Annotated in this window: 20 protein-coding genes; 11 read left to right on the top strand and 9 right to left on the bottom strand. The window is 67.0% G+C overall.

Features of this window, described 5'->3' with window-relative positions:
* Positions 1 to 64: 64 nt before the first annotated feature.
* From ACWPW1_RS05290 to ACWPW1_RS05300, 3 genes are read left to right on the top strand one after another with little or no spacing between them, the layout of a single operon-like run.
* Positions 65 to 301: a hypothetical protein gene (locus tag ACWPW1_RS05290; RefSeq protein WP_058765520.1), complete on the top strand. Its 237-nt coding sequence runs from the start codon at positions 65 to 67 to the stop codon at positions 299 to 301.
* Positions 298 to 519, top strand: coding sequence for a YgdI/YgdR family lipoprotein (locus ACWPW1_RS05295; protein WP_454252500.1), 222 nt, complete (start codon positions 298 to 300; stop codon positions 517 to 519). Before ACWPW1_RS05290 ends, ACWPW1_RS05295 begins: the two co-directional genes overlap by 4 nt.
* 13 nt (positions 520 to 532) lie before the next feature.
* Positions 533 to 934 (top strand): termination factor Rho, encoded by a 402-nt coding sequence (locus tag ACWPW1_RS05300; RefSeq protein WP_454252501.1) that lies wholly within the window; start codon positions 533 to 535, stop codon positions 932 to 934.
* 57 nt (positions 935 to 991) lie between these two features.
* On the opposite strand, the gene ACWPW1_RS05305 is transcribed toward ACWPW1_RS05300, so the two are convergent.
* From ACWPW1_RS05305 to ACWPW1_RS05320, 4 genes are all read right to left on the bottom strand, one after another.
* The gene (locus ACWPW1_RS05305) at positions 992 to 2,185 is read right to left on the bottom strand and encodes a class I SAM-dependent methyltransferase (RefSeq protein ID WP_434775882.1); all 1,194 of its coding nucleotides are present in this window, start codon (positions 2,183 to 2,185) and stop codon (positions 992 to 994) included.
* Between the two features lie 67 nt (positions 2,186 to 2,252).
* Complete coding sequence (locus ACWPW1_RS05310) at positions 2,253 to 2,492, bottom strand: hypothetical protein (protein WP_059313768.1); 240 nt, start codon at positions 2,490 to 2,492, stop codon at positions 2,253 to 2,255.
* 59 nt (positions 2,493 to 2,551) lie between these two features.
* Complete coding sequence (gene cueR / locus ACWPW1_RS05315; RefSeq protein ID WP_059313769.1) at positions 2,552 to 2,938, bottom strand: Cu(I)-responsive transcriptional regulator; 387 nt, start codon at positions 2,936 to 2,938, stop codon at positions 2,552 to 2,554.
* Entirely contained in the window at positions 2,935 to 5,319 is a 2,385-nt protein-coding gene (locus ACWPW1_RS05320) for a heavy metal translocating P-type ATPase (protein ID WP_454252502.1), read from the bottom strand. The genes cueR and ACWPW1_RS05320 overlap by 4 nt, the downstream gene beginning before the upstream one ends.
* A gap of 112 nt (positions 5,320 to 5,431) precedes the next feature.
* Between ACWPW1_RS05320 and ACWPW1_RS05325 the strand changes: the two genes are divergently transcribed.
* Positions 5,432 to 5,626, top strand: a complete 195-nt coding sequence (locus tag ACWPW1_RS05325; RefSeq protein ID WP_434775884.1) for a cation transporter — start codon at positions 5,432 to 5,434, stop codon at positions 5,624 to 5,626.
* On the opposite strand, the gene ACWPW1_RS05330 is transcribed toward ACWPW1_RS05325, so the two are convergent.
* Positions 5,608 to 6,237: a TetR family transcriptional regulator gene (locus ACWPW1_RS05330; RefSeq protein WP_059313772.1), complete on the bottom strand. Its 630-nt coding sequence runs from the start codon at positions 6,235 to 6,237 to the stop codon at positions 5,608 to 5,610. The genes ACWPW1_RS05325 and ACWPW1_RS05330 overlap by 19 nt on opposite strands.
* Before the next feature lie 112 nt (positions 6,238 to 6,349).
* Here ACWPW1_RS05330 and ACWPW1_RS05335 point away from each other — a divergent pair, with 112 nt between their 5' ends.
* From ACWPW1_RS05335 to zapE, 3 genes are all read left to right on the top strand, one after another.
* Complete coding sequence (locus ACWPW1_RS05335) at positions 6,350 to 7,522, top strand: Bcr/CflA family efflux MFS transporter (RefSeq protein WP_313650214.1); 1,173 nt, start codon at positions 6,350 to 6,352, stop codon at positions 7,520 to 7,522.
* Between the two features lie 66 nt (positions 7,523 to 7,588).
* Positions 7,589 to 7,975 (top strand): MAPEG family protein, encoded by a 387-nt coding sequence (locus ACWPW1_RS05340; RefSeq protein ID WP_271654029.1) that lies wholly within the window; start codon positions 7,589 to 7,591, stop codon positions 7,973 to 7,975.
* An 85-nt stretch (positions 7,976 to 8,060) separates the two neighbouring features.
* Positions 8,061 to 9,110 (top strand): cell division protein ZapE, encoded by a 1,050-nt coding sequence (gene zapE / locus ACWPW1_RS05345; protein WP_454252503.1) that lies wholly within the window; start codon positions 8,061 to 8,063, stop codon positions 9,108 to 9,110.
* Here zapE and ACWPW1_RS05350 read toward each other — a convergent pair.
* Positions 9,107 to 9,751 carry a hypothetical protein gene (locus tag ACWPW1_RS05350; protein ID WP_454252504.1) on the bottom strand — a complete coding sequence of 215 codons (645 nt, stop codon included), beginning with the start codon at positions 9,749 to 9,751 and terminating at the stop codon, positions 9,107 to 9,109. The genes zapE and ACWPW1_RS05350 overlap by 4 nt on opposite strands.
* Positions 9,752 to 9,903: 152 nt before the next feature.
* Here ACWPW1_RS05350 and ACWPW1_RS05355 point away from each other — a divergent pair, with 152 nt between their 5' ends.
* Positions 9,904 to 11,514 (top strand): inorganic phosphate transporter, encoded by a 1,611-nt coding sequence (locus ACWPW1_RS05355; protein ID WP_059313776.1) that lies wholly within the window; start codon positions 9,904 to 9,906, stop codon positions 11,512 to 11,514.
* On the opposite strand, the gene ACWPW1_RS05360 is transcribed toward ACWPW1_RS05355, so the two are convergent.
* Positions 11,482 to 12,366: a LysR family transcriptional regulator gene (locus ACWPW1_RS05360; RefSeq protein WP_454252505.1), complete on the bottom strand. Its 885-nt coding sequence runs from the start codon at positions 12,364 to 12,366 to the stop codon at positions 11,482 to 11,484. The genes ACWPW1_RS05355 and ACWPW1_RS05360 overlap by 33 nt on opposite strands.
* Positions 12,367 to 12,516: 150 nt before the next feature.
* Between ACWPW1_RS05360 and ACWPW1_RS05365 the strand changes: the two genes are divergently transcribed.
* Positions 12,517 to 12,942 carry a VOC family protein gene (locus tag ACWPW1_RS05365; RefSeq protein ID WP_059313778.1) on the top strand — a complete coding sequence of 142 codons (426 nt, stop codon included), beginning with the start codon at positions 12,517 to 12,519 and terminating at the stop codon, positions 12,940 to 12,942.
* 90 nt (positions 12,943 to 13,032) lie between these two features.
* Entirely contained in the window at positions 13,033 to 14,331 is a 1,299-nt protein-coding gene (locus ACWPW1_RS05370) for a flavohemoglobin expression-modulating QEGLA motif protein (protein WP_059313779.1), read from the top strand.
* A gap of 86 nt (positions 14,332 to 14,417) precedes the next feature.
* Here the strand turns inward: ACWPW1_RS05370 and ACWPW1_RS05375 are convergent, their stop codons facing one another.
* Complete coding sequence (locus ACWPW1_RS05375) at positions 14,418 to 16,331, bottom strand: AAA family ATPase (RefSeq protein WP_059313780.1); 1,914 nt, start codon at positions 16,329 to 16,331, stop codon at positions 14,418 to 14,420.
* Between the two features lie 195 nt (positions 16,332 to 16,526).
* Between ACWPW1_RS05375 and ACWPW1_RS05380 the strand changes: the two genes are divergently transcribed.
* Positions 16,527 to 17,300, top strand: a complete 774-nt coding sequence (locus ACWPW1_RS05380; RefSeq protein ID WP_434775890.1) for an NAD-dependent protein deacylase — start codon at positions 16,527 to 16,529, stop codon at positions 17,298 to 17,300.
* A 4-nt stretch (positions 17,301 to 17,304) separates the two neighbouring features.
* Here ACWPW1_RS05380 and ACWPW1_RS05385 read toward each other — a convergent pair whose 3' ends face one another.
* The gene (locus ACWPW1_RS05385; protein WP_434775891.1) at positions 17,305 to 18,072 is read right to left on the bottom strand and encodes a hypothetical protein; all 768 of its coding nucleotides are present in this window, start codon (positions 18,070 to 18,072) and stop codon (positions 17,305 to 17,307) included.
* Positions 18,073 to 18,135 lie beyond the last annotated feature (63 nt).

Below are 18,135 nucleotides of genomic sequence, written 5' to 3' on the forward strand. Positions count from 1 at the left end.
GGTTTGGTTGGTCGAGTTCTATAACAATAACCCGAGTCGGGCAGCCTTTTCGCGGAGACCCCTCATGCGTGACGACACCGATAGCCATTACGAAATTCACTACAAGTTGCTGGGCGAAAGCTATACCGACCGTATCAGCAATCTGGATGTACCCATCACCGACGTGGTCCGTGATCTGGCCTGCCGGCACCTGGATGCCATCAACGATGAGCGCTTCCAGTTGGCCGACATCGAGTCCGGTCAGGCGCTGGTGGCCCTGCATGATGTCTCCATTCATCGTGTCTCGCCGGAAGCGCCATGAGTCGCCTGGCAAGCGGTGGCGTGCTGGCCCTGACCCTCATGGGGCTGGCGGCCTGTTCCACCGAGACAGTGGTGACCCTGCAGGATGGCACCCAGTACATCACCGAGGATCGTCCCACTACCAAGACGGCCGACGGCTTTTATGAATTCACTGATGTGGCGGGTCGTCACGTGCAGGTGAAAGCCGGTGAAGTGGCCACCATCAAGGCTGAAGACTAATCGGGAGACTGCCATGCCTCGCGGCGACAAGTCCAAGTACAGCGACAAACAGGAACGCAAGGCCGAGCACATCGAGGAGAGCTACGAGAAAAAGGGCGTCTCCAAGGATGAAGCCGAAGCGCGGGCCTGGGAGACGGTGAACAAGCAGTCCGGCGGTGGTGAAAAGGCAGGTTCCGGCAAGGCCAAGAGCAGCACCGCCAAAAGTGCGGATCGCAAGGATTCCGCCCGGCGGGCGGTGGCCACCAAACAGGGCCAGTCGCCCAACAGCGGACGTGCAGCGGCGCGTCGCTCGCGCAGTGGTAGTACCTCGCTCAGTGACCTGACCCGCGATGAACTGGTGAAGAAGGCAGCCGAGCAGAATGTGCGGGGTCGTTCGCGGATGAAGAAGGACGAGTTGATCCGCGCGCTCAGCTGAGGTTTGAACACGCACAAAAAAGCCGGACCTGGTCCGGCTTTTTCTTGGCCTGGCGTCTTAGCTGGGCAGCAGACGGCAGGTGAGGCTCTTGATGTAGCGGGTTTCCGGAATGGCCGGGTGTACCGGATGATCCGGGCCCTGGGCGCCGCGTTCGAGGATCTGCAGATTGCGATCCAGATGGCGGGCACTGCCGAGCAGGATGTTCTGCAGGTCGTCTTCGGGGAGGTGCATGGAGCAGGAGGCACTGACCAAGATGCCGTCCTTGTTCAGCAGCCGCATGGCCTGCTCGTTGAGGCGACGGTAGGCGGCCTCACCGTTCTTCAGGTCCTTGCGCTTCTTGATGAAGGCTGGTGGGTCGGCAACGATGACATCGAATTTTTCTTCACCGGCCTTGAGTTCCTTGAGCGCCTCGAAGACATCGCCCTCGACGCACACCAGCTTTTCCGCCAGGCCGTTGAGGGTGGCATTGCGCTCCACGCCGTCGAGGGCGAAGCCCGAGGCGTCCACGCACATGACTTCGCTGGCACCGAAGGCCGCGGCCTGCACGCCCCAGCCGCCGATGTAGCTGAACAGGTCGAGCACCCGCTTGCCTTCGACATAGGGCGCCAGGCGCGCACGATTAAGGCGGTGGTCATAGAACCAGCCGGTCTTCTGGCCTTCACGCACCGGGGCCTCGAAGCGCACGCCGTTCTCTTCCAGCCCCACCCAGTCGGGGACCTCGCCGTAGGCCACTTCCACGTAGCTGGAAAGGCCCTCGGCCGCACGGGCGCTGCCATCGTTCTTCCACAGCACGCCCTGGGGTTTGAATACCTGCAGCAGGGCGGCGAGGATGGCGTCGCGCTGGCGCTCCATGGTCGCCGAGGCGATCTGCACCACCAGGATGTCGTTGAAGCGATCCACCACCAGGCCGGGCAGGAAATCCGCATCGCCATAGACCAGGCGATAGCAGTGGCTGCCGAACAGCCGCTCGCGCAGGCTCAGGGCGACCTTGAAGCGATGCACCAGCAGCGACTTGTCCAGCGGGTAGCCAGTGTCGCGGGAGAACAGGCGGGCGCAGATCAGGTTGTTGGGCGACAGCGCCACCAGGCCCAGCGGCTTGCCGCTGGTGGTTTCCAGGATGGCCTGGTCGCCTGGTTCGAAGGCGGTGAGCGGCGTGGCGACCACGTCCACCTCGTTGCTGTACACCCAGAGGTGCCCGGCGCGCAGACGGCGGTCGGCATTGGCTTTGAGGCGCAGGCGAGGCAGGGTCATGAATCACTCCAACGAAGGGGGCAAAAGCGCGGAATTATAGCGCAAAGCCACCTGCCTGGGCCGGCCGTCAGTCCCGCTGGCTGATCTCGATGTCGCTCAGCCCGGCTTCCTGGGCGCGGCGGGCGATGCTCGGCTGGGCATGGCGCTCCCAGGGTGCATCGACCACCACCTGGGGTTCCTCGACGTGCTTGATGAGCAATTGCAGCAGCGCTTCCTCCTCGGTGACCGGCTCGAAGCTCTCCAGCTCGTGGCTGAGTGGCTCGCCATTGAGGCGATAGCGGATCTGGTAGTGGTGCAGGGTCTGCATGGTGGTGCCTCGGTAGCGGGGGGATAACCGATGGACCCCGCTGGGCGGCAGCGGTTGCGTCAGCCGCCCAGGCTATCGAGGATCGGGCAGTCGGGGCTGGCATCGCCGTGGCAGCAGGAAACCAGTTCGCCCAGGGTGCTGCGCAGCCGCGTCAGCTCGGCGATCTTCTGGTCCAGCTCGGTGATGTGCCGCTTGGCCAGCGCCTTGACGTCGGCACTGGCACGCTGCCGGTCCTGCCAGAGACTGAGCAGCTGGCGGATCTCCTCCAGGCTGAAGCCCAGCTCCCGCGAGCGGCGGACGAAGGCCAGCACCCGCAGGTCTTCGGCGCCGTACTGGCGATAGCCGCTGTCGGTGCGCCCGGCGGGTGCCAGGAGGCCGATGCGCTCGTAGTAGCGCAGCATCTTGGCGGTAAGCCCGCTGGCCTTGGCGGCCTGACCGATATTCATGACGGGGAGTCTCCGGACGGGCGCCAGCGGCCGAGCAGCAGGGCATTGGCCAGGACACTGACGCTGGAAAAGGCCATGGCGGCCCCGGCATAGACCGGGTCGAGCAGGCCGAAGGCCGCCAGGGGCAGGCCGATGAGATTGTAGACGAAGGCCCAGAACAGATTCTGGCGGATCTTGCGCTGGGTACGCCGGGCGATGTCCAGCGCCGCGACCACCTGGCGCGGGTCCTCCTGCAGCAGGGTGATGCCGGCGGCATGGCGAGCGGCCGCGGTGCCCGAGCCCATGGCGATGCCCAACTCGGCAGCGGCCAGTGCCGGGGCGTCGTTGAGGCCGTCGCCGACCATGGCGACGCCGCCCTGGGTCGCTTGCAGGCGGGCGACCACCGCAGCCTTGTCGGCGGGCAGTACCTCGGCCTCCCACTGCGCGATGCCCAGCGCCTCGGCCACCTGGCGGGCGCTGCCGCGGTTGTCACCGGTCAGCAGCCAGCTGTCGATGCCGTCCGCGCGCAACTGGGTGATGGCCTGGGTGGCGCCCGGACGGATCTCGTCGCCAAAGGCCAGCAGCCCCAGCACCCGCGACGGGGCACCGGTCTCCAGCAGCCAGGACAGTGTGAGGCCCTGGTCTTCCCAGTCGCGGGCCGCCTCGGCCAGCGGGCCGGCATCCAGGCTCTGTTCGGCCAGCAGCCGGGCATTGCCGAGGAGCAGCGCGCGCCCTTGCCAGCTACCGCCCAGGCCACGGCCGGGGAGGGCGCGGACGTCGCTGGCTGGTGGCGTATCCAGGCCACGCGCGCGGCAGGCCTTCAGCACCGCCGTGGCGAGGGGGTGTTCGCTGCCCCGTTGCAGGCTGCCGGTCAGGCTCAGCAGCTCGTGTTCCTCGATTCCTGGCGCCGTGGCCAGCTGGCGCAGGCGCAACTGGCCGGCGGTCAGGGTGCCGGTCTTGTCGAACACCACGGTGGTGATGCCCTGGGCGCGTTCCAGGGTTTCGGCGTCCTTGATCAGGATGCCGTGGCGCGCCGCCACCCCGGTACCGGCCATGAGCGCGGCTGGCGTCGCCAGACCCAGGGCGCAGGGGCAGGCGATGACCAGTACGGCGACGGCGGCGAGCAGGGCGGGTTCCAGGGCGTGTCCGGTCAGCAGCCAGCCAGCCAGGGTGAGGAAGGCCAGGCCGATCACTACCGGGACGAAGATCCGGCTGATGCGATCCACCAGTTGCTGGATGGGCGCCTTGCTGGCCTGGGCGTCTTCCACCAGGCGGATGATGCCGGCCAGCACCGTCTCGCCGCCCAGGGCGCTGACCTCGATGTGCAGATTGCCCTCGCCATTGATGGCGCCTCCGACCACCTCGTCACCGGGGCCTTTGGCGACCGGGCGGCTCTCGCCGGTGAGCAGGGCTTCGTCCACCTGGCTTTCGCCCAGCAGGATGCGACCGTCGGCCGGAATGCGTTCGCCCGGGCGAATCTGCAGGCGGTCGCCCAGCCGCAGCCGATTCAGCGCGACTTCTTCTTCCTCGCCGTCCGCGTTCAGGCGCCGGGCCTGCTCGGGGCGCAGGGCCTCCAGGGCGCGCAAGGCGGCACCGGTACGGCGCTTGGCGCGGGCCTCCAGGTATTTGCCCAGGCGGACCAGGGCGATGACCATGGCCGCCGTCTCGAAATAGAGATGGGGACTGTCCTTGACCAGCCAGAGGTAGAGGCTCAGGCCGTAGGCAGCGCTGGTGCCCAGGGCGACCAGCACATCCATGTTGCCGCTGCGGGCGCGCAGGGCATGCCAGGCGCCGCGATAGAAGCGGGCGCCGACCAGGAACTGTACCGGTGTCGCCAGCAGGAATTGCAGCCAGGCTGGTGGCATCAGGTGCCAGCCGAAAGGTGCCAGCAGCATGGGCAGGATCAGCGGGGCGGCCAGCAGCAGTGCCAGGGCCAGCTCCAGTTGCTCCCAGGGCATCCCCGCACGCCCCGGGGCAGGGCGGTCATCCTCGGCGAGGCGGTCCTGGGCGCCGTAGCCCGCGGCTTCCACCGCGGCGATCAGGGCGCCGGTCTCGACCGCGGCCAGGGTCTTCACACGGGCACGCTCGCTGGCGAGATTGACCTCGGCCGACAGGACCCCGGGCACGGCGCGCAGGGCCTTTTCGATGCGCCCCGCGCAGTTGGCGCAACTCATGCCGGACAGCGCCAGGTCGTGCTCGGCCTCGGCTACCCGGTAGCCGGCCGCCGTGATGGCTTCGGCCAGGGCCGGGGCCGCCTCGGGTGGTGCGCTGACGCGGGCCTTTTCGCTGGCGAGGTTGACCCCGGCCGCGCTGACCGCCGGCACCTTCTGCAGGGCGCGCTCGACCCGCCCGGCGCAGGCTGCGCAGGTCATGCCGCTGATGGAGAGTTCGAATTCGTGCATGGGCACCTCCTGACATCAGTGTTGACCTTGACCTCGGGTCAAGGTCAACACTGGAACCCGGTCCTGGCGCTTGGCGTCAGGAGAGATAGGTTTCGTCAGACAGGAGCAGACCATGCATGTCATCAAGGTAGTCGGAATGAGTTGCGCCCACTGCGTGAGCGCGGTCGAGGCGGCGGTCCTCAAGGTCGATAACCAGGCCCGGGTCGAGGTGGACCTGCAGGCGGGCGAAGTGCGCATCGACAGCGCCGAAGTGGATGCGCCTTTCCGCGCGGCCATCGAGCAGGCGGGTTATACCGTCGCTGACTGAGCCCAGTCGCGCACGATGGCGCGGAAGAAGGTGGTGAACACCTGCTCGGTGGCCAGCAGCGGCGCGAAGGTCTGTTCGTCGCGCAAGAGATCGGACAGGGTGCCAAGAAACAGGCTGTGCAGCAGTCGGCTGGCCAGCTGTGGTGTCACGCCCGGCTGCAGCCGGGCCGCCTGGGCGGTGAAAAGGGCGTCGGTGATGCGGATGAACTGACGCAGGAACTGCAGATCGCGTTCCTCGGCCTCGCGCAGTTCCTCGGTGAATTCGCAGCGGTGCAGCATGATCGTCATGACCCGCTGTTCACGTCCGGGCTTGGTGAATTTCTCCATGCCTTCGATACAGAGCTTGAAGAGTCGCTGCAGGCTGTCTTCCTCGCCATCGACGCGCAGACGCTCGGTCAGTTCGTCGGCTGGGATCCTTATCTGGCTAAGCATTTCGTGGAACAGGTGGGCCTTGTTCTGGAAATGCCAGTACACTGCACCCCGGGTGACGCCGCATTCGCGGGCGATCATTTCCAAGCTGGTACGCGCCACGCCATTGGTCAGGAACAGGGCTTCCGCCGCATCGAGAATGGCTTGGCGAGTCTGTTCGGCTTCTTCTTTCGTACGACGCATGGGCGATCTGATTGGCAGTGGGTCTGCCATGCAGTTTAGCGCGCCTTGGCACTTTTACAAACATCATTGTATGTAACTGCGCGGCATTTCCGCTTCCACCGGATAGGCTTTCATGACCTTTCGCTTACTGTTGATTCTCGGGGCCCTCTCGGCCTTCGCTCCTTTCGCCATCGACATGTACCTGCCCAGCTTTCCTTCGCTGGCACTGTCGTTCGCCACCGACATCGAGCATGTGCAGCTGAGTCTGGCGGTGTATTTCGCCGGCCTCGCCAGCGGCCAGCTGTTCTACGGTCCCCTGGCAGATCGCTTCGGCCGACGGCTGCCGCTGCTGATCGGCATCGGTCTGTTCTGCCTGGCCTCGCTGGGTTGCGCCCTGGCGCCGAGCCTGCCCTGGTTGATCGCCGCGCGCTTCGTCCAGGCCCTGGGCGGCTGTGCCGGCATGGTGATCGCGCGCGCCGTGGTGCGCGATCTCTGCGAGCCGGTGGCGGCGGCACGGGCCTTCTCGCAGATCATGCTGGTGACCGGTATCGCCCCCATCATCGCGCCCTTCGCCGGCAGTCTGCTGCTGAGCACCTTCGGCTGGCAGGCCATCTTCGTCAGCCTGGCGCTGTTCGCCGCCGCCTGTGGCACCGCCGTGGCGCTCTGGTTGCCTGAATCCCTGCCGACGCACCATCCGCGGCCACCGCTGCGTGGGGCCTTGCGCAACTACCTGCGCCTGCTGCGCGATCGCGGCTTCATCGGCCATACCTTGACCGGTGGCATCGCCATGGCCGGCATGTTCGCCTACATCTCCGGCTCGCCCTTCGTGCTGATCGAACTCTATGGTGTTGCCCCCGAGCACTACGGCTGGGTGTTCGGTCTCAATGCCGCCGGCTTCATCCTGCTCGGCCAGCTCAATGCGCGTCTGGTGGTTCGCCAGGGGCCGGCCTTCTGGCTGCGCCGCGCGGTGGTGGCTTATGCCGCGGCGGGGCTGATCCTGCTGCTGGTCGGTGCCTTCCAGCCCAAGGCGTTGCCGGTGCTGATGATCCCGCTGTTCTTCGCCATCGCCCTGCTCGGCGGCATCGTGCCCAACGCCTCGGCCTGCGCCCTCGCCGGGCAGGGCGCCAATGCCGGCAGTGCCTCGGCGCTGATGGGTAGCCTGCAATTCATCCTGGCGGCGCTCGCCTCCAGTAGCGTGGGCGCGCTGCACAACGGCACCGTGGTGCCCATGTGTGCGGTGCTCGCCCTCTGCGCGGTGGCGACCGCTTTGATGGCGCGCTGGACCCACAGGCGCACGCTGGCCTGAGTCGGAGGGATTTTTCCCGGTGCGGCGGGTCAGATAGGCGAACCCTCAACTTCCAGGGACGCCGACATGACCTTTGCCTACTGGTGCATCTTCCTCGTCTACCTCGTGCCCTATGGCGCGGCCTACTATGCCAAGTTCAAGGGCAGCGGCTTCACGCCCGAGGACAACCGTGATCCGCGTGGCTTCCTCGGCAAGCTGGAGGGCGCCCGGGCAAGAGCCAACGCCGCCCAGCAGAACGCCTTCGAGATCAATCCGCTGTTCGCCGCGGCGGTGATCGTCGCCCACGTCACCGGTGGCGCCGACCAGGGCACCATCAACTTCTGGGCCTTCCTCTTCCTGCTCAGCCGCATTGCCTACACCTGGCTGTATATCCGCGACCATGCCACCCGCCGTTCCCTGGTCTGGGCCGGCGGTATGTTCTGCTGCCTGTGCCTGTTCATCGCCGCGGCCTGAGTCGCTCGAACGCGGACGCCGTCGGTCTTGACCGGCGGCGTCGGCTCCGGCTTCATTAGCGGCCTATCTTTCCTGACGTGCCGCCATGACCGTTGCTTCGCCCGCCCAGCAGGTACTGGAGCATTTCGCCGATCTGGCCCGAACCCGTGGGTACACCCTCGATAGCGCCCAACAGGCGGTCATCGAGCGCTTCGCCGTCTTGGCCGACGAGCTGCTGCGCCCGCGGCTGTTCCGCCGCCAAGCGCCGCGCAGCCTCTACCTCTGGGGTCCGGTGGGGCGTGGCAAGAGCTTCCTGCTGGACGGCTTCTTCGCCGCTCTACCATTCGCCGAGAAGCGCCGCGTGCACTTTCATGCCTTCTTTCGCGACCTGCACGAGCGCATGTTTCGCCAGCCAGCGGGTGGCGATGCCCTGGCCGCCAGTCTGGACGACCTGCTGGAAGGTTGCCGACTGCTCTGCTTCGATGAATTCCATGTGCATGACATCGGCGACGCCATGCTCATCACCCGGCTGTTCAAGGCGCTGTTCAGCCGCGGCGTGGTGTTGATCACCACCTCCAACTATCCGCCCGAAGGGCTGCTACCCAATCCGCTTTATCACGAGCGCTTCCTGCCGGCGATCCAACTGATCGAGACGCGCATGGACATCCTCTCGGTGGCCGGCCCCCAGGACTACCGCAGTGCCAGCTCCGTCGAGCCCGATCCCTTCGGCGTTGGCGCCTATCTCTGGCCGGGTAGCCCTGATCAGCGCCGCGCCCTGGGGCTGCCGCCGATGGCGGAGACGCGGGTGGAGGTAGCGGTGGGGCATCGCCATCTCCCCGCCATCAGCGCTGCGGATGGGCTGCTGCAGTTCAGTTTCGCCGAGCTCTGCGAAGGCGCCACGGCGGTCCTCGACTACCTGACCCTGAGCGAAACCTGGCACCGCTGGCTGCTCGACGAGGTACCTCCGCTGCGCGCGGCCAGCCCCGCCGCGCGACAGCGCTTCATCAACCTGGTAGATGTGCTCTACGACCGCCGGCTGGCGCTGTTCCTGGTCAGCGCCGCGCCTCTCGACGAGACCCTGGCCGACAGCGAGATCGCCGACATGTCGCGTACGCGCAGTCGGCTGTCCCAGCTGCGGCAGATCGGCCCTTCCTAGCGCTGCCGTTTCAGCTTGGCACCGTCCAGATGCCAACGGCGCTGTTCGGCCGAGGCGCCATCGACGTCGTTGACCCGGCGCACCTGATAGCTGCCGCTAAAGGTCTGGCGGCTGCCGTCGGCCAGGCGTGCCCTTACCGTGACCGGAACGCTGACATAGCTCGAGCCCGCCGCGCCCTCGACCGGACCGGGCTGACCGAGGGTCACCTGCACGCCGCGAGTTCGGGCATAGCCCTGGCGGAAGCGCTCGTAGCTGTTGCCGGGCTGGCCGTCGCTTCCCCATTGCTGCCAGGCGGTACCGTAATCCCGGGCATCCAGCGCGCGGTAGTAGCGCGCCACCACTGCCGCGGCTGCTTCGGCGCTGCTGGGTAGCGGACCGCAACCGGGCTGCTTGGCAGCCTCGTCGTCACCGAACAGGGCGCAACTGCGGGCGATCTCGTCCTGTATCAGCGCGCAACTGTTGGCGGCGTTGCAGGGCGGATGCGTCGCGGGGGAGAGCGCCCGACAGGTCGTGGCCAGCGCCTGGGCCGGCTTTTGCCCCAGCTCCTGGGCGCAACTGCGCGGGGCACGCTCGGTGGCGGCCAGGGCACCGGTGGCAAGGGACCACAGCAGAAGAGGGAAGAGCGGCAAGCGTGGGGGCATAGGTGCGATCCTTGAGCAAAGGCCCAGCCTAGCAGGCCGAGGTCGACACGGAAAAAGGCACGCGGCGGTCATCCGTCGTCTGGTCTCAGGGCTGACGTAAAAGCGTCATGCAGCCGGCGCAGGGTAGGCAGATCCCGTGTCGGAGTTCGCCCATGCCTTCGTCCAGTCCAGCCGCCTCCCTGTCACCGCTGTCCCATCCCCTGCACAGTTCGCGCAAGCCCGGTCCGCTGCGGATCGTGCTGTTCATCGTGCTGCTGCTGACCGGTCTGGCGGTCACTCTCGGGGGTATCCACAGCGACGTCAGCGATGCCCAGTCGCCGCCCACCACCTGGCTGCCCTTCGCCGGGCTGGCGCTGGCGCTGGTGATCGCCCTCGGCTTCGAATTCGTCAACGGCTTCCACGACACCGCCAATGCCGTGGCCACGGTGATCTACACCCACTCGCTGCCGCCCAATGCGGCGGTGCTCTGGTCCGGCTTCTGCAATTTTCTCGGGGTACTGTTTTCCAGCGGCGCGGTGGCCTTCAGCGTCATCGCCCTGCTGCCGGTGGACCTGGTGGTGGAGATGGGCGCGGGTCGGGGCTTCGCCATGATCTTCGCCTTGCTGATCGCCGCCATCATCTGGAATCTCGGCACCTGGTGGCTGGGCTTGCCGGCGTCCTCGTCCCATACCCTGATCGGCTCCATCATCGGCGTCGGCCTGATGCACGCCTGGCTGGGCGGCCTGGATGGCAGCAGCGGCGTGGACTGGGACCAGGTGGCCAAGGTCGGCTATGCGCTGCTGTTCTCGCCGCTGATCGGCTTCGTCTGCGCGGCGGTGCTGCTGGTGCTGCTCAAGCGGATCGTGCGCGACCAGACGCTCTATCAGGAGCCGAAAAGCGCCGAGCCGCCGCCGCCCTGGATCCGCGGCCTGCTGATCCTGACCTGCACCGGGGTGTCCTTCGCCCATGGCTCCAACGACGGCCAGAAGGGCATGGGGCTGATCATGCTGATCCTGGTCGGCGCCTTGCCGACCGCCTATGCGCTCAATCGAGCGGTGCCGGCTACCGCCACGCCGGCCTTTGCCGCTGTGGCCGAGGTCACCGCCAGCGGCCTGCGCCAGGCGGCGCCCCAGGCTGCGCCAGCCGATCCCCACGGCGTACTACTGGAATTCGTGCGCAAGCGGCAGAGCAATCCCGAGGTGCTGCCGGCGCTGGCGGCCATCACCGACGACATCGCGCGCGAGGTGCGTCAGTACGGCGCTCTCAACAACGTGCCGGCGCAGAGCATGCCCAACGTGCGCAATGCCATGTACCTGGCGTCGGAATCCATCCGCCTGCTGGAAAAGGAGCACCTGCCGGGCCTGGCGCCCAAGGCGCAGGAAGACCTCAAGGAATTCAAGCGGCAGATCGATCAGGCCACCCGCTTCATCCCGCTGTGGGTAAAGGTGGCGGTGGCCATCGCCCTGGGCCTGGGCACCCTGGTCGGCTGGCGGCGCATCGTCATCACCGTTGGCGAGCGCATCGGCAAGACCCACCTGACCTATGCCCAGGGTGCCTCGGCCGAGCTGGTGGCCATGGGCACCATAGGCGCGGCGGATGCCTTCGGCCTGCCGGTCTCTACCACCCATGTGCTCTCTTCGGGCGTGGCCGGGACCATGGCCGCCAATGGTTCCGGATTGCAGTGGGCCACGGTGCGCAATCTGGCGCTGGCCTGGGTGCTCACCCTGCCGGTAGCCATGGCGCTGTCCGCTTCACTCTACTGGTTGCTGGTGCAGCTGTTCTGACACGGCCTCGGTCAGGCACTGGCGAAACAGCGTCACCGCCGGCAGATCGCGCCCGGCGTGGCGAGTGATGACCTGCAGTTCGCGATGGAAGGTGAGGGCGCCGAGCGATAGCCGGCGCACCCGCGCATGCTCCAGCCAGAGGCCGGCGCAGGGCACCAGGGCGACGCCCAGGCCGTGCTCGACCATCTTGACGATGGCGTCGAGTTCGTCGAGTTCGAGCACCTGGCGCACCGTCAGGCGCTGCTCGCGCAGAAAGGCGCTGACCCGGCGCCCGCCGAAGGAGTGGCGGTCGTAGCGGATGAAGGGCTGGGTCTCCAGCAACAGCCGGGGATCGTCACCTGTCAGCCCTGGGGGGACGATCAGCACGAAGGGTTCCTGCAACAAGGTGGTGGCGTGCAACTCCTTGGGCAGCTCGAAGGGCGGGCGGATGAGGATGGCCAGGTCCAGCTCGCCGGCGTCCACCTGGCTGAGCAGGGCGAGCGACACCCCAGGCACCAGGCGGGGCTCCAGACGTGGCGCCCGCTGGCGCAGCCGCACCAGGGTGCCGGGAAGCAGGCCGGTCTGGACGCTGGCGATGGCGCCTATGCGCAACTCGCCCTGGATCTCGTCCCCGGCGCCCGCCATGCGGGCGTAGGTAGCGAGGATTTCCTCGGCCAGGGGCAAGGCGCGGCGTCCCGCGGCGTTGAGCAGGGCGCTGCGTCCGTTGCGGTCGAACAGGTCCAGGCCCAGGTTCTGCTCCAGATTGCGGATCTGGGCGCTCACCGCCGAAGGCGTGAGGCCTACGTGCAGACCGGCCGCGGCGAAGCTGCCATGGCGGACGACGGCGAGAAAGGTCTTGAGTTCGCGAAGCATGGCGGATGCCCGGGGCCTGGGTAGGGCACTGTAGCGAGCCCAGCGCCGAGCGACAAAAATTTCGATGCTCGGAGGCAGGAATATGCGCTTCATGCGCAGGAAAACTTGAGGTGACAATGAGCCATCCATCCTCCATCAGGAATTCCACGTATGGCCCTGTCGCCCTTTCACCTCGCCATTCCCGTCTACGACCTGGCTGCCGCGCGGCATTTCTACGGGGAGGTCTTCGGCCTCGCCGAAGGCCGCTCCAGCGACCACTGGGTTGACTTCGACTTCTATGGCCACCAGCTGGTGATCCACGAGCATCCCAAGACCGCTTCCCAGGACGAGGCTCACACCAACGCCGTTGACGGCCACAACGTGCCGGTGCCGCACTTCGGCATCGTGCTGGGCTGGGACGAGTGGGAAGCCCTGGCCGACCGTCTGCGCGCCCGCGAGACCCAATTCGTCATCGAGCCCTACATCCGCTTCCAGGGCCAGGTGGGCGAGCAGGCCACCATGTTTCTATTCGACCCCTGCGGCAACGCCCTGGAGTTCAAGGCGTTCAAGGACATGAGCCAGCTGTTCGCCAAATAGCGCGGCTCGGCCGGTCTGCTGTCGCGAAACCTAGGCAAAAGACGTGGCAACGGCCATCCTTGAGGTCTTGCCCGTCGCCCGGTTGCCGTCATGAATGCCCGCCAGCCCTTTCTCGATCCCTATCACCAGACCATTCGCCAGCTGTCCGACCGCATCGTCGCGGCTCAGGCGCCGATCCGTATTCTCGATGCGGTGAAGTGGGACGACGAGGTGCGCCAGGGTTTCCTGGATGGCAAGGGCAAGCGCCTGCCGGCGGTGGATCGCGCCTTCTACGATGGACGTCCGCTGGGGTTCGATGCCGATGCACTCAAGGGCGAATTCCAGAGCATCGAGCGGGAGGTGACCCGTCAGCTCGGCCAGTTCAATCCGGTCGGCCAGATCATGAGGCGCATGTGCCGCGAGTACCGCATGGTGATTCGCATGTTGCAGGCGCGTGGCACCCCGGATTTCGGGCTGATTTCCCAGGAGCTCTATGGCGCCGCCTCGGACGCCTTTCATGCCGGCGATCCGACCCTGGCCGACCTGGGCATGATGATGTCCAGCTACCTGGACAACATCGCTCATCGCGGTGCCCTGGAGGACGAGCCCAAGACCCTGACCGCCAAGGACGCCGTGCCCATCCTGCAGGAACGGCTGAATCGGGTCTTTGGCGAGACGGAAGGCACCATCCGGGTGTTCGAGTCCGACGGTATCGTCGCCGACGCCGCGGCGGGCGCCGACTACATCAAGGTGCGTGCCGACGCCCTGTTCAACGAGCGTGACGTGCGCGCCTTGGAAGTCCACGAGGGCCTGGTGCACGTCGGTACCACCCTCAATGGCCAGAACCAGCCGATCTGCACCTTCCTGGCCAAGGGGCCGCCGTCGTCCACCGTGACCCAGGAGGGCCTGGCGATCCTCATGGAAGTGATCGCCTTCGCCTCCTATCCGACCCGCCTGCGCAAGCTGACCAATCGCACCCGCGCCATCCACCTGGCCGAGGACGGCGCCGATTTCCTCGAGGTCTTCCGCTTCTTCCAGGAGCAGGGCTACGACCTGGAGTCGGGCTACCAGAACGCCAGCCGGGTGTTCCGCGGCTCGACGCCGACCGGGCTGCCCTTCACCAAGGACCTGTCCTATCTCAAGGGCTTCATCCTGATCTACAACTACATCCAGCTGGCGGTGCGCAAGGGCAAGCTGGAGCAGATCCCGCTGCTGTTCTGCGGCAAGACCACCCTGGAGGACATGCGCATCCTGCGCCAGCTGGTGGACGAGGGCGTGGTGGTGCCGCCCAAGTACCTGCCGGCACAATTCCAGGACCTCAACGCCCTGGCGGCCTGGATGTGCTTTTCCAACTTCCTCAATCACCTGAGCCTGGATCGGATCGAGGCGGACTACGCCAACATCCTTTGAGAAGCTGAAGGATCTGAGTAGGCCCTGACATGAAAAAGCCCCGGCAGACCGGGGCTTTTCTTTGCCATGACCAGAGGTCGCCGGGATCAGTCGCCCTGGAAGGCCGCGGCGATGCTGGGTTCGCTGTCGCCTGCGCGCTCCGGCAGGTGGGCCAGGGCGCGGTTGAGAGCGCCGCAGGCTTCCCGGCCACTGGCGCGGGCGATGGCTTCGGCCACGGCGCTGCCGGGGATGGTCTCGTCGCGCAGTAGTTGCTCGGTGATGTCGTCCAGTGCCGGCTTGAGCTCGGTGATCAGCGCCAGGCAGCGATGATCCAGGCTGTGCAGCAGCTGATCGGCAGAGGCGATGCTGGGCGCGGCGTCGAACTCGATCCCGGCGTCGCGCAGGGCCTGCAGGCTGAGCAGCGAGCCGCTCGGGCCCATGCCCAGGGAGGCGACCATGGACAGCGCCAGCTTGGAGGCTTCCTGCAGGTCCTGGGCAGCGCCCGAAGAGACCTCGTTGAAATACAGCTGCTCGGCGCAGCGGCCGGCCAGCAGCATCTGGATACGGCCTTCGAGTTCCGACTTCAGGTGCAGGCGCTTGTCTTCGGTGGGGGTGATCAGGGTCACGCCCAGGGCCTGGCCACGGGGCAGCAGGGTGACCTTTTCCACCCGACCGACGTTGAGCACGGCAGCGACCAGGGCATGACCGGCTTCGTGCACGGCGATGCGGGTGCGCTCGGCCGAACCCAGCGGGGTGACGCCGACCGGTTGCTCGCCGATCCGGCAGGTCTCGATGGCCTCGACGAAGTGGGCCATGGTCACGGCGCTGGCATTCTCGCGAGCGGCCAGCAGGGCGGCGTGGTTGCTGATGTAGGCGATGGCCGCCGGGGTCAGGCCCACGGTGCCGCGCGACAGGGCGGCCAGGTCCAGTTCGCCTTCGCAGGGCAGCTTGCCGGCATAGAGTTCGAACAGGGCGCGACGGTCTTCCAGGCTCGGCAGCGGCACGGCGATGGTACGGTCGAAGCGACCTTCGCGGCGCAGCGCCGGATCCAGGGAGTCGGCGAAGTTGGTGGCGCCCAGGACCAGTACGCCGCTGGTGCCGTCGAAGCCGTCCAGTTCGGTGAGGAACTGGTTGATGATGCGGTTGGCTTCGGCATCGCTGGAGCGCGACTGCTCGGCGCGGCGACCGATGCCGTCGATCTCGTCGATGAAGATGATGCAGGGCGCCTTCTTGCGCGCCGTGCGGAACAGCGACTTGACCTTCTGGATGCCGACACCAAAGAACATCGAGGAGAAGTCGCTGCCGGTCACCTGAATGAAGTGGGCGTTGCACTCGGTCGCCAGGGCCTTGGCCAACTGGGTCTTGCCAGTACCGGGCTCGCCGGTCAGCAGTACGCCCTTGGGCGGACGGGCGCCGAGGGCAGCGAAGGCCTCGGGATTGCGCAGGCAGGTGGTGACGTCTTCCAGGGCGCGCTTGGCTTCGGCGGCGCCGACCACGTCCTTGAAGGAGATGCCGGTGCCCTTGCGGTGCAGCTTGAAGGGGCTGGCGAAGCGCAGCGCCAGGGGCACGGCCAGCAGCAGCAGGAGCAGATAGCCCGGCAGGTTGAACAGCAGGGCATCCAGCCAGGGGTGGCGCTGGCCGGACTCGCTCCAGGTGGCGATCGGGAACAGCGGCTCGGCCTGGGTGGCGTAGTCGGCCAGCAGCCGGTCGGTCAGGCGACCGCCATTGTCGGTCACCGCGTAGTGCTCGCCGCGGGTGGTGTCGATGTAGAGGGTATGGTCACCGATCACGGCGCCACTGATGACCTTGGCGCGCAGATCGGCCAGCAGCACGGAGAAATCGCGAGGCTCCTGGGTCCAGTGTTCAGGCGTCTGCTGCACACTGGCGAGCATGGCCGTGGCGGTCGGAGCCGGGGTGGAAGGCTTGAGCCACCACCAGCAGGCCAGGCTGACGAGGGTGACGAGGGCGAGAGCACCGGCGATCAGCAGGCGCGGATACTTGGAAACGACGGACTTCTTCATTCACATACCGTTGGGTAGGAGCGACATCGGACGCGGACTCCCGGATTATCGGCCTGTGGGAAAAAGGGTGAACCTCGGTTCCCGGGAAAACGATGAGCGGACTCACCATCCGTCGAGTATCGTCACACTTTCGGCCTTTTTAGCGGTCCGCAAGACCCCCTTGTGTTGCCTTAGATGTCAGGAGCCAGCGCCCTTATGCCCGATCCCTTCGATTGCCGGTCCGGACTCGCGCCGCTCCCCGAGGTCCTGCTCGATCGCTTGCGACAAGCCGACGAGGTGCTGGTGCTGACCGGCGCCGGCGTCTCGGCGGAGAGTGGCATAGCCACCTTTCGCGAAGCCCTGACCGGTCTCTGGGCGCGCTTCGATCCGGCGCAACTGGCCACCGCGGAGGCCTTTCAGGAGGATCCCGCGCGGGTCTGGAGTTGGTACGAGTGGCGGCGTGCCCAGGTGCTCAGGGCCGAACCCAACCCGGCCCATCGCGCCCTGGCGGACTGGGCCGACCGCCAGGGGCGGTTGCGGCTGGTCACCCAGAATGTCGACGACCTGCACGAGCGGGCTGGCAGTCGCGACGTCATCCATCTGCACGGCAGCCTGCATGAACCGCGCTGCTTCGATTGCGCAAATCCCCTGGCGGCGCCGCCACCCGTGGGCGCGGAGGCGCAGCTGCTGGCGCCGCCGACCTGTCCGCTGTGCGGCGGCTTGGCGCGGCCCGGGGTGGTGTGGTTCGGCGAGTCCTTGCCGGAAGCGGCCCTGGCTACCGCCTGGGCGCTGGCCGAGCGCTGCGACCTCTGCCTGGTAGTAGGCACGTCCGGTTTGGTGCAGCCAGCCGCCAGTCTGCCGGTGGTGGCGCGCCAGCAGGGCGCGACGGTGATACGCATCGACCCGCAGCCGGCGGCGGATTTCCGGGCGGACTGGCAGTTGCTGGGGGCTGCGGGCCTGATCCTGCCAGCGCTGCTGGAGCGCCTTTAGGACATCAGTGCAGCGCCTGGCCGCCGGTACCCAGGGCATCCAGGGTGCGCTTGAGCGCGGTGTAGGCCTGGCGCTGGTCCTCGTCTTCGGTCAGCAGGCCGTCGAACAGGGTGGCCACCAGCACCGGATCCTGCGCCACGAAGCGGTCGATGAGGACATCGTTGTCCTGGCGACCCGCAGTGATCAGCAGCACGGCGAGCTGGGCGACATAGCGTGCGGCGAGCGGATAGGCCTTGAGGAAGACCTTGAAGGGTGCATCGGCCAGACCCGGCGCGAAGCCCTTGGCCAACCCCTGCTGGGCGGCGGCGATGGCCTGGCGGACGGCGTCCTGCCAGTTGCCGGCGGTTACCGCGCCGGCAGGCAGGGCACGGCGCATCTGGCCGAGCAGGCTGTTGAGGAAGATGCGGCGATTGGCTTGATAGTCATGATCGGTATCGAGCAGTTCGCTGCGGATACGGGTCAGGACGCGATCGTCTTCGGCATCGGCGGTTACCGCCTGCTTGAAGGCCAGGGTCAGCTCGCGATCCAGCAGACCCGGCTTGCGACCCTCCAGCTCGGCCTGCAGCAGCGGGCCGCTGGAGTCGGCGAAGAAGAAGCGCTCGGCATGGGGCGCCAGGCGCTCGCGCAGGCGCGGCCAGAGATCTGCGGCAAACAGCTGCTCGGCCGTACCGCCGGAGACGATGACCCGGTGCTGCGGCGCCTCGGCCAGATAGTCGAACAGCGCAGGGCTATCGAGCGCGGTGCGATCGACGATGAGATAACGGTGCTTCACGGTCACTCCTGAATACGACGGCCGGACCTTTCGAGGCGCGGCGGGATGGCCATTAGTCTATAG

The sequence above is a fragment of the Pseudomonas sp. Marseille-Q7302 genome, from assembly GCF_965111925.1.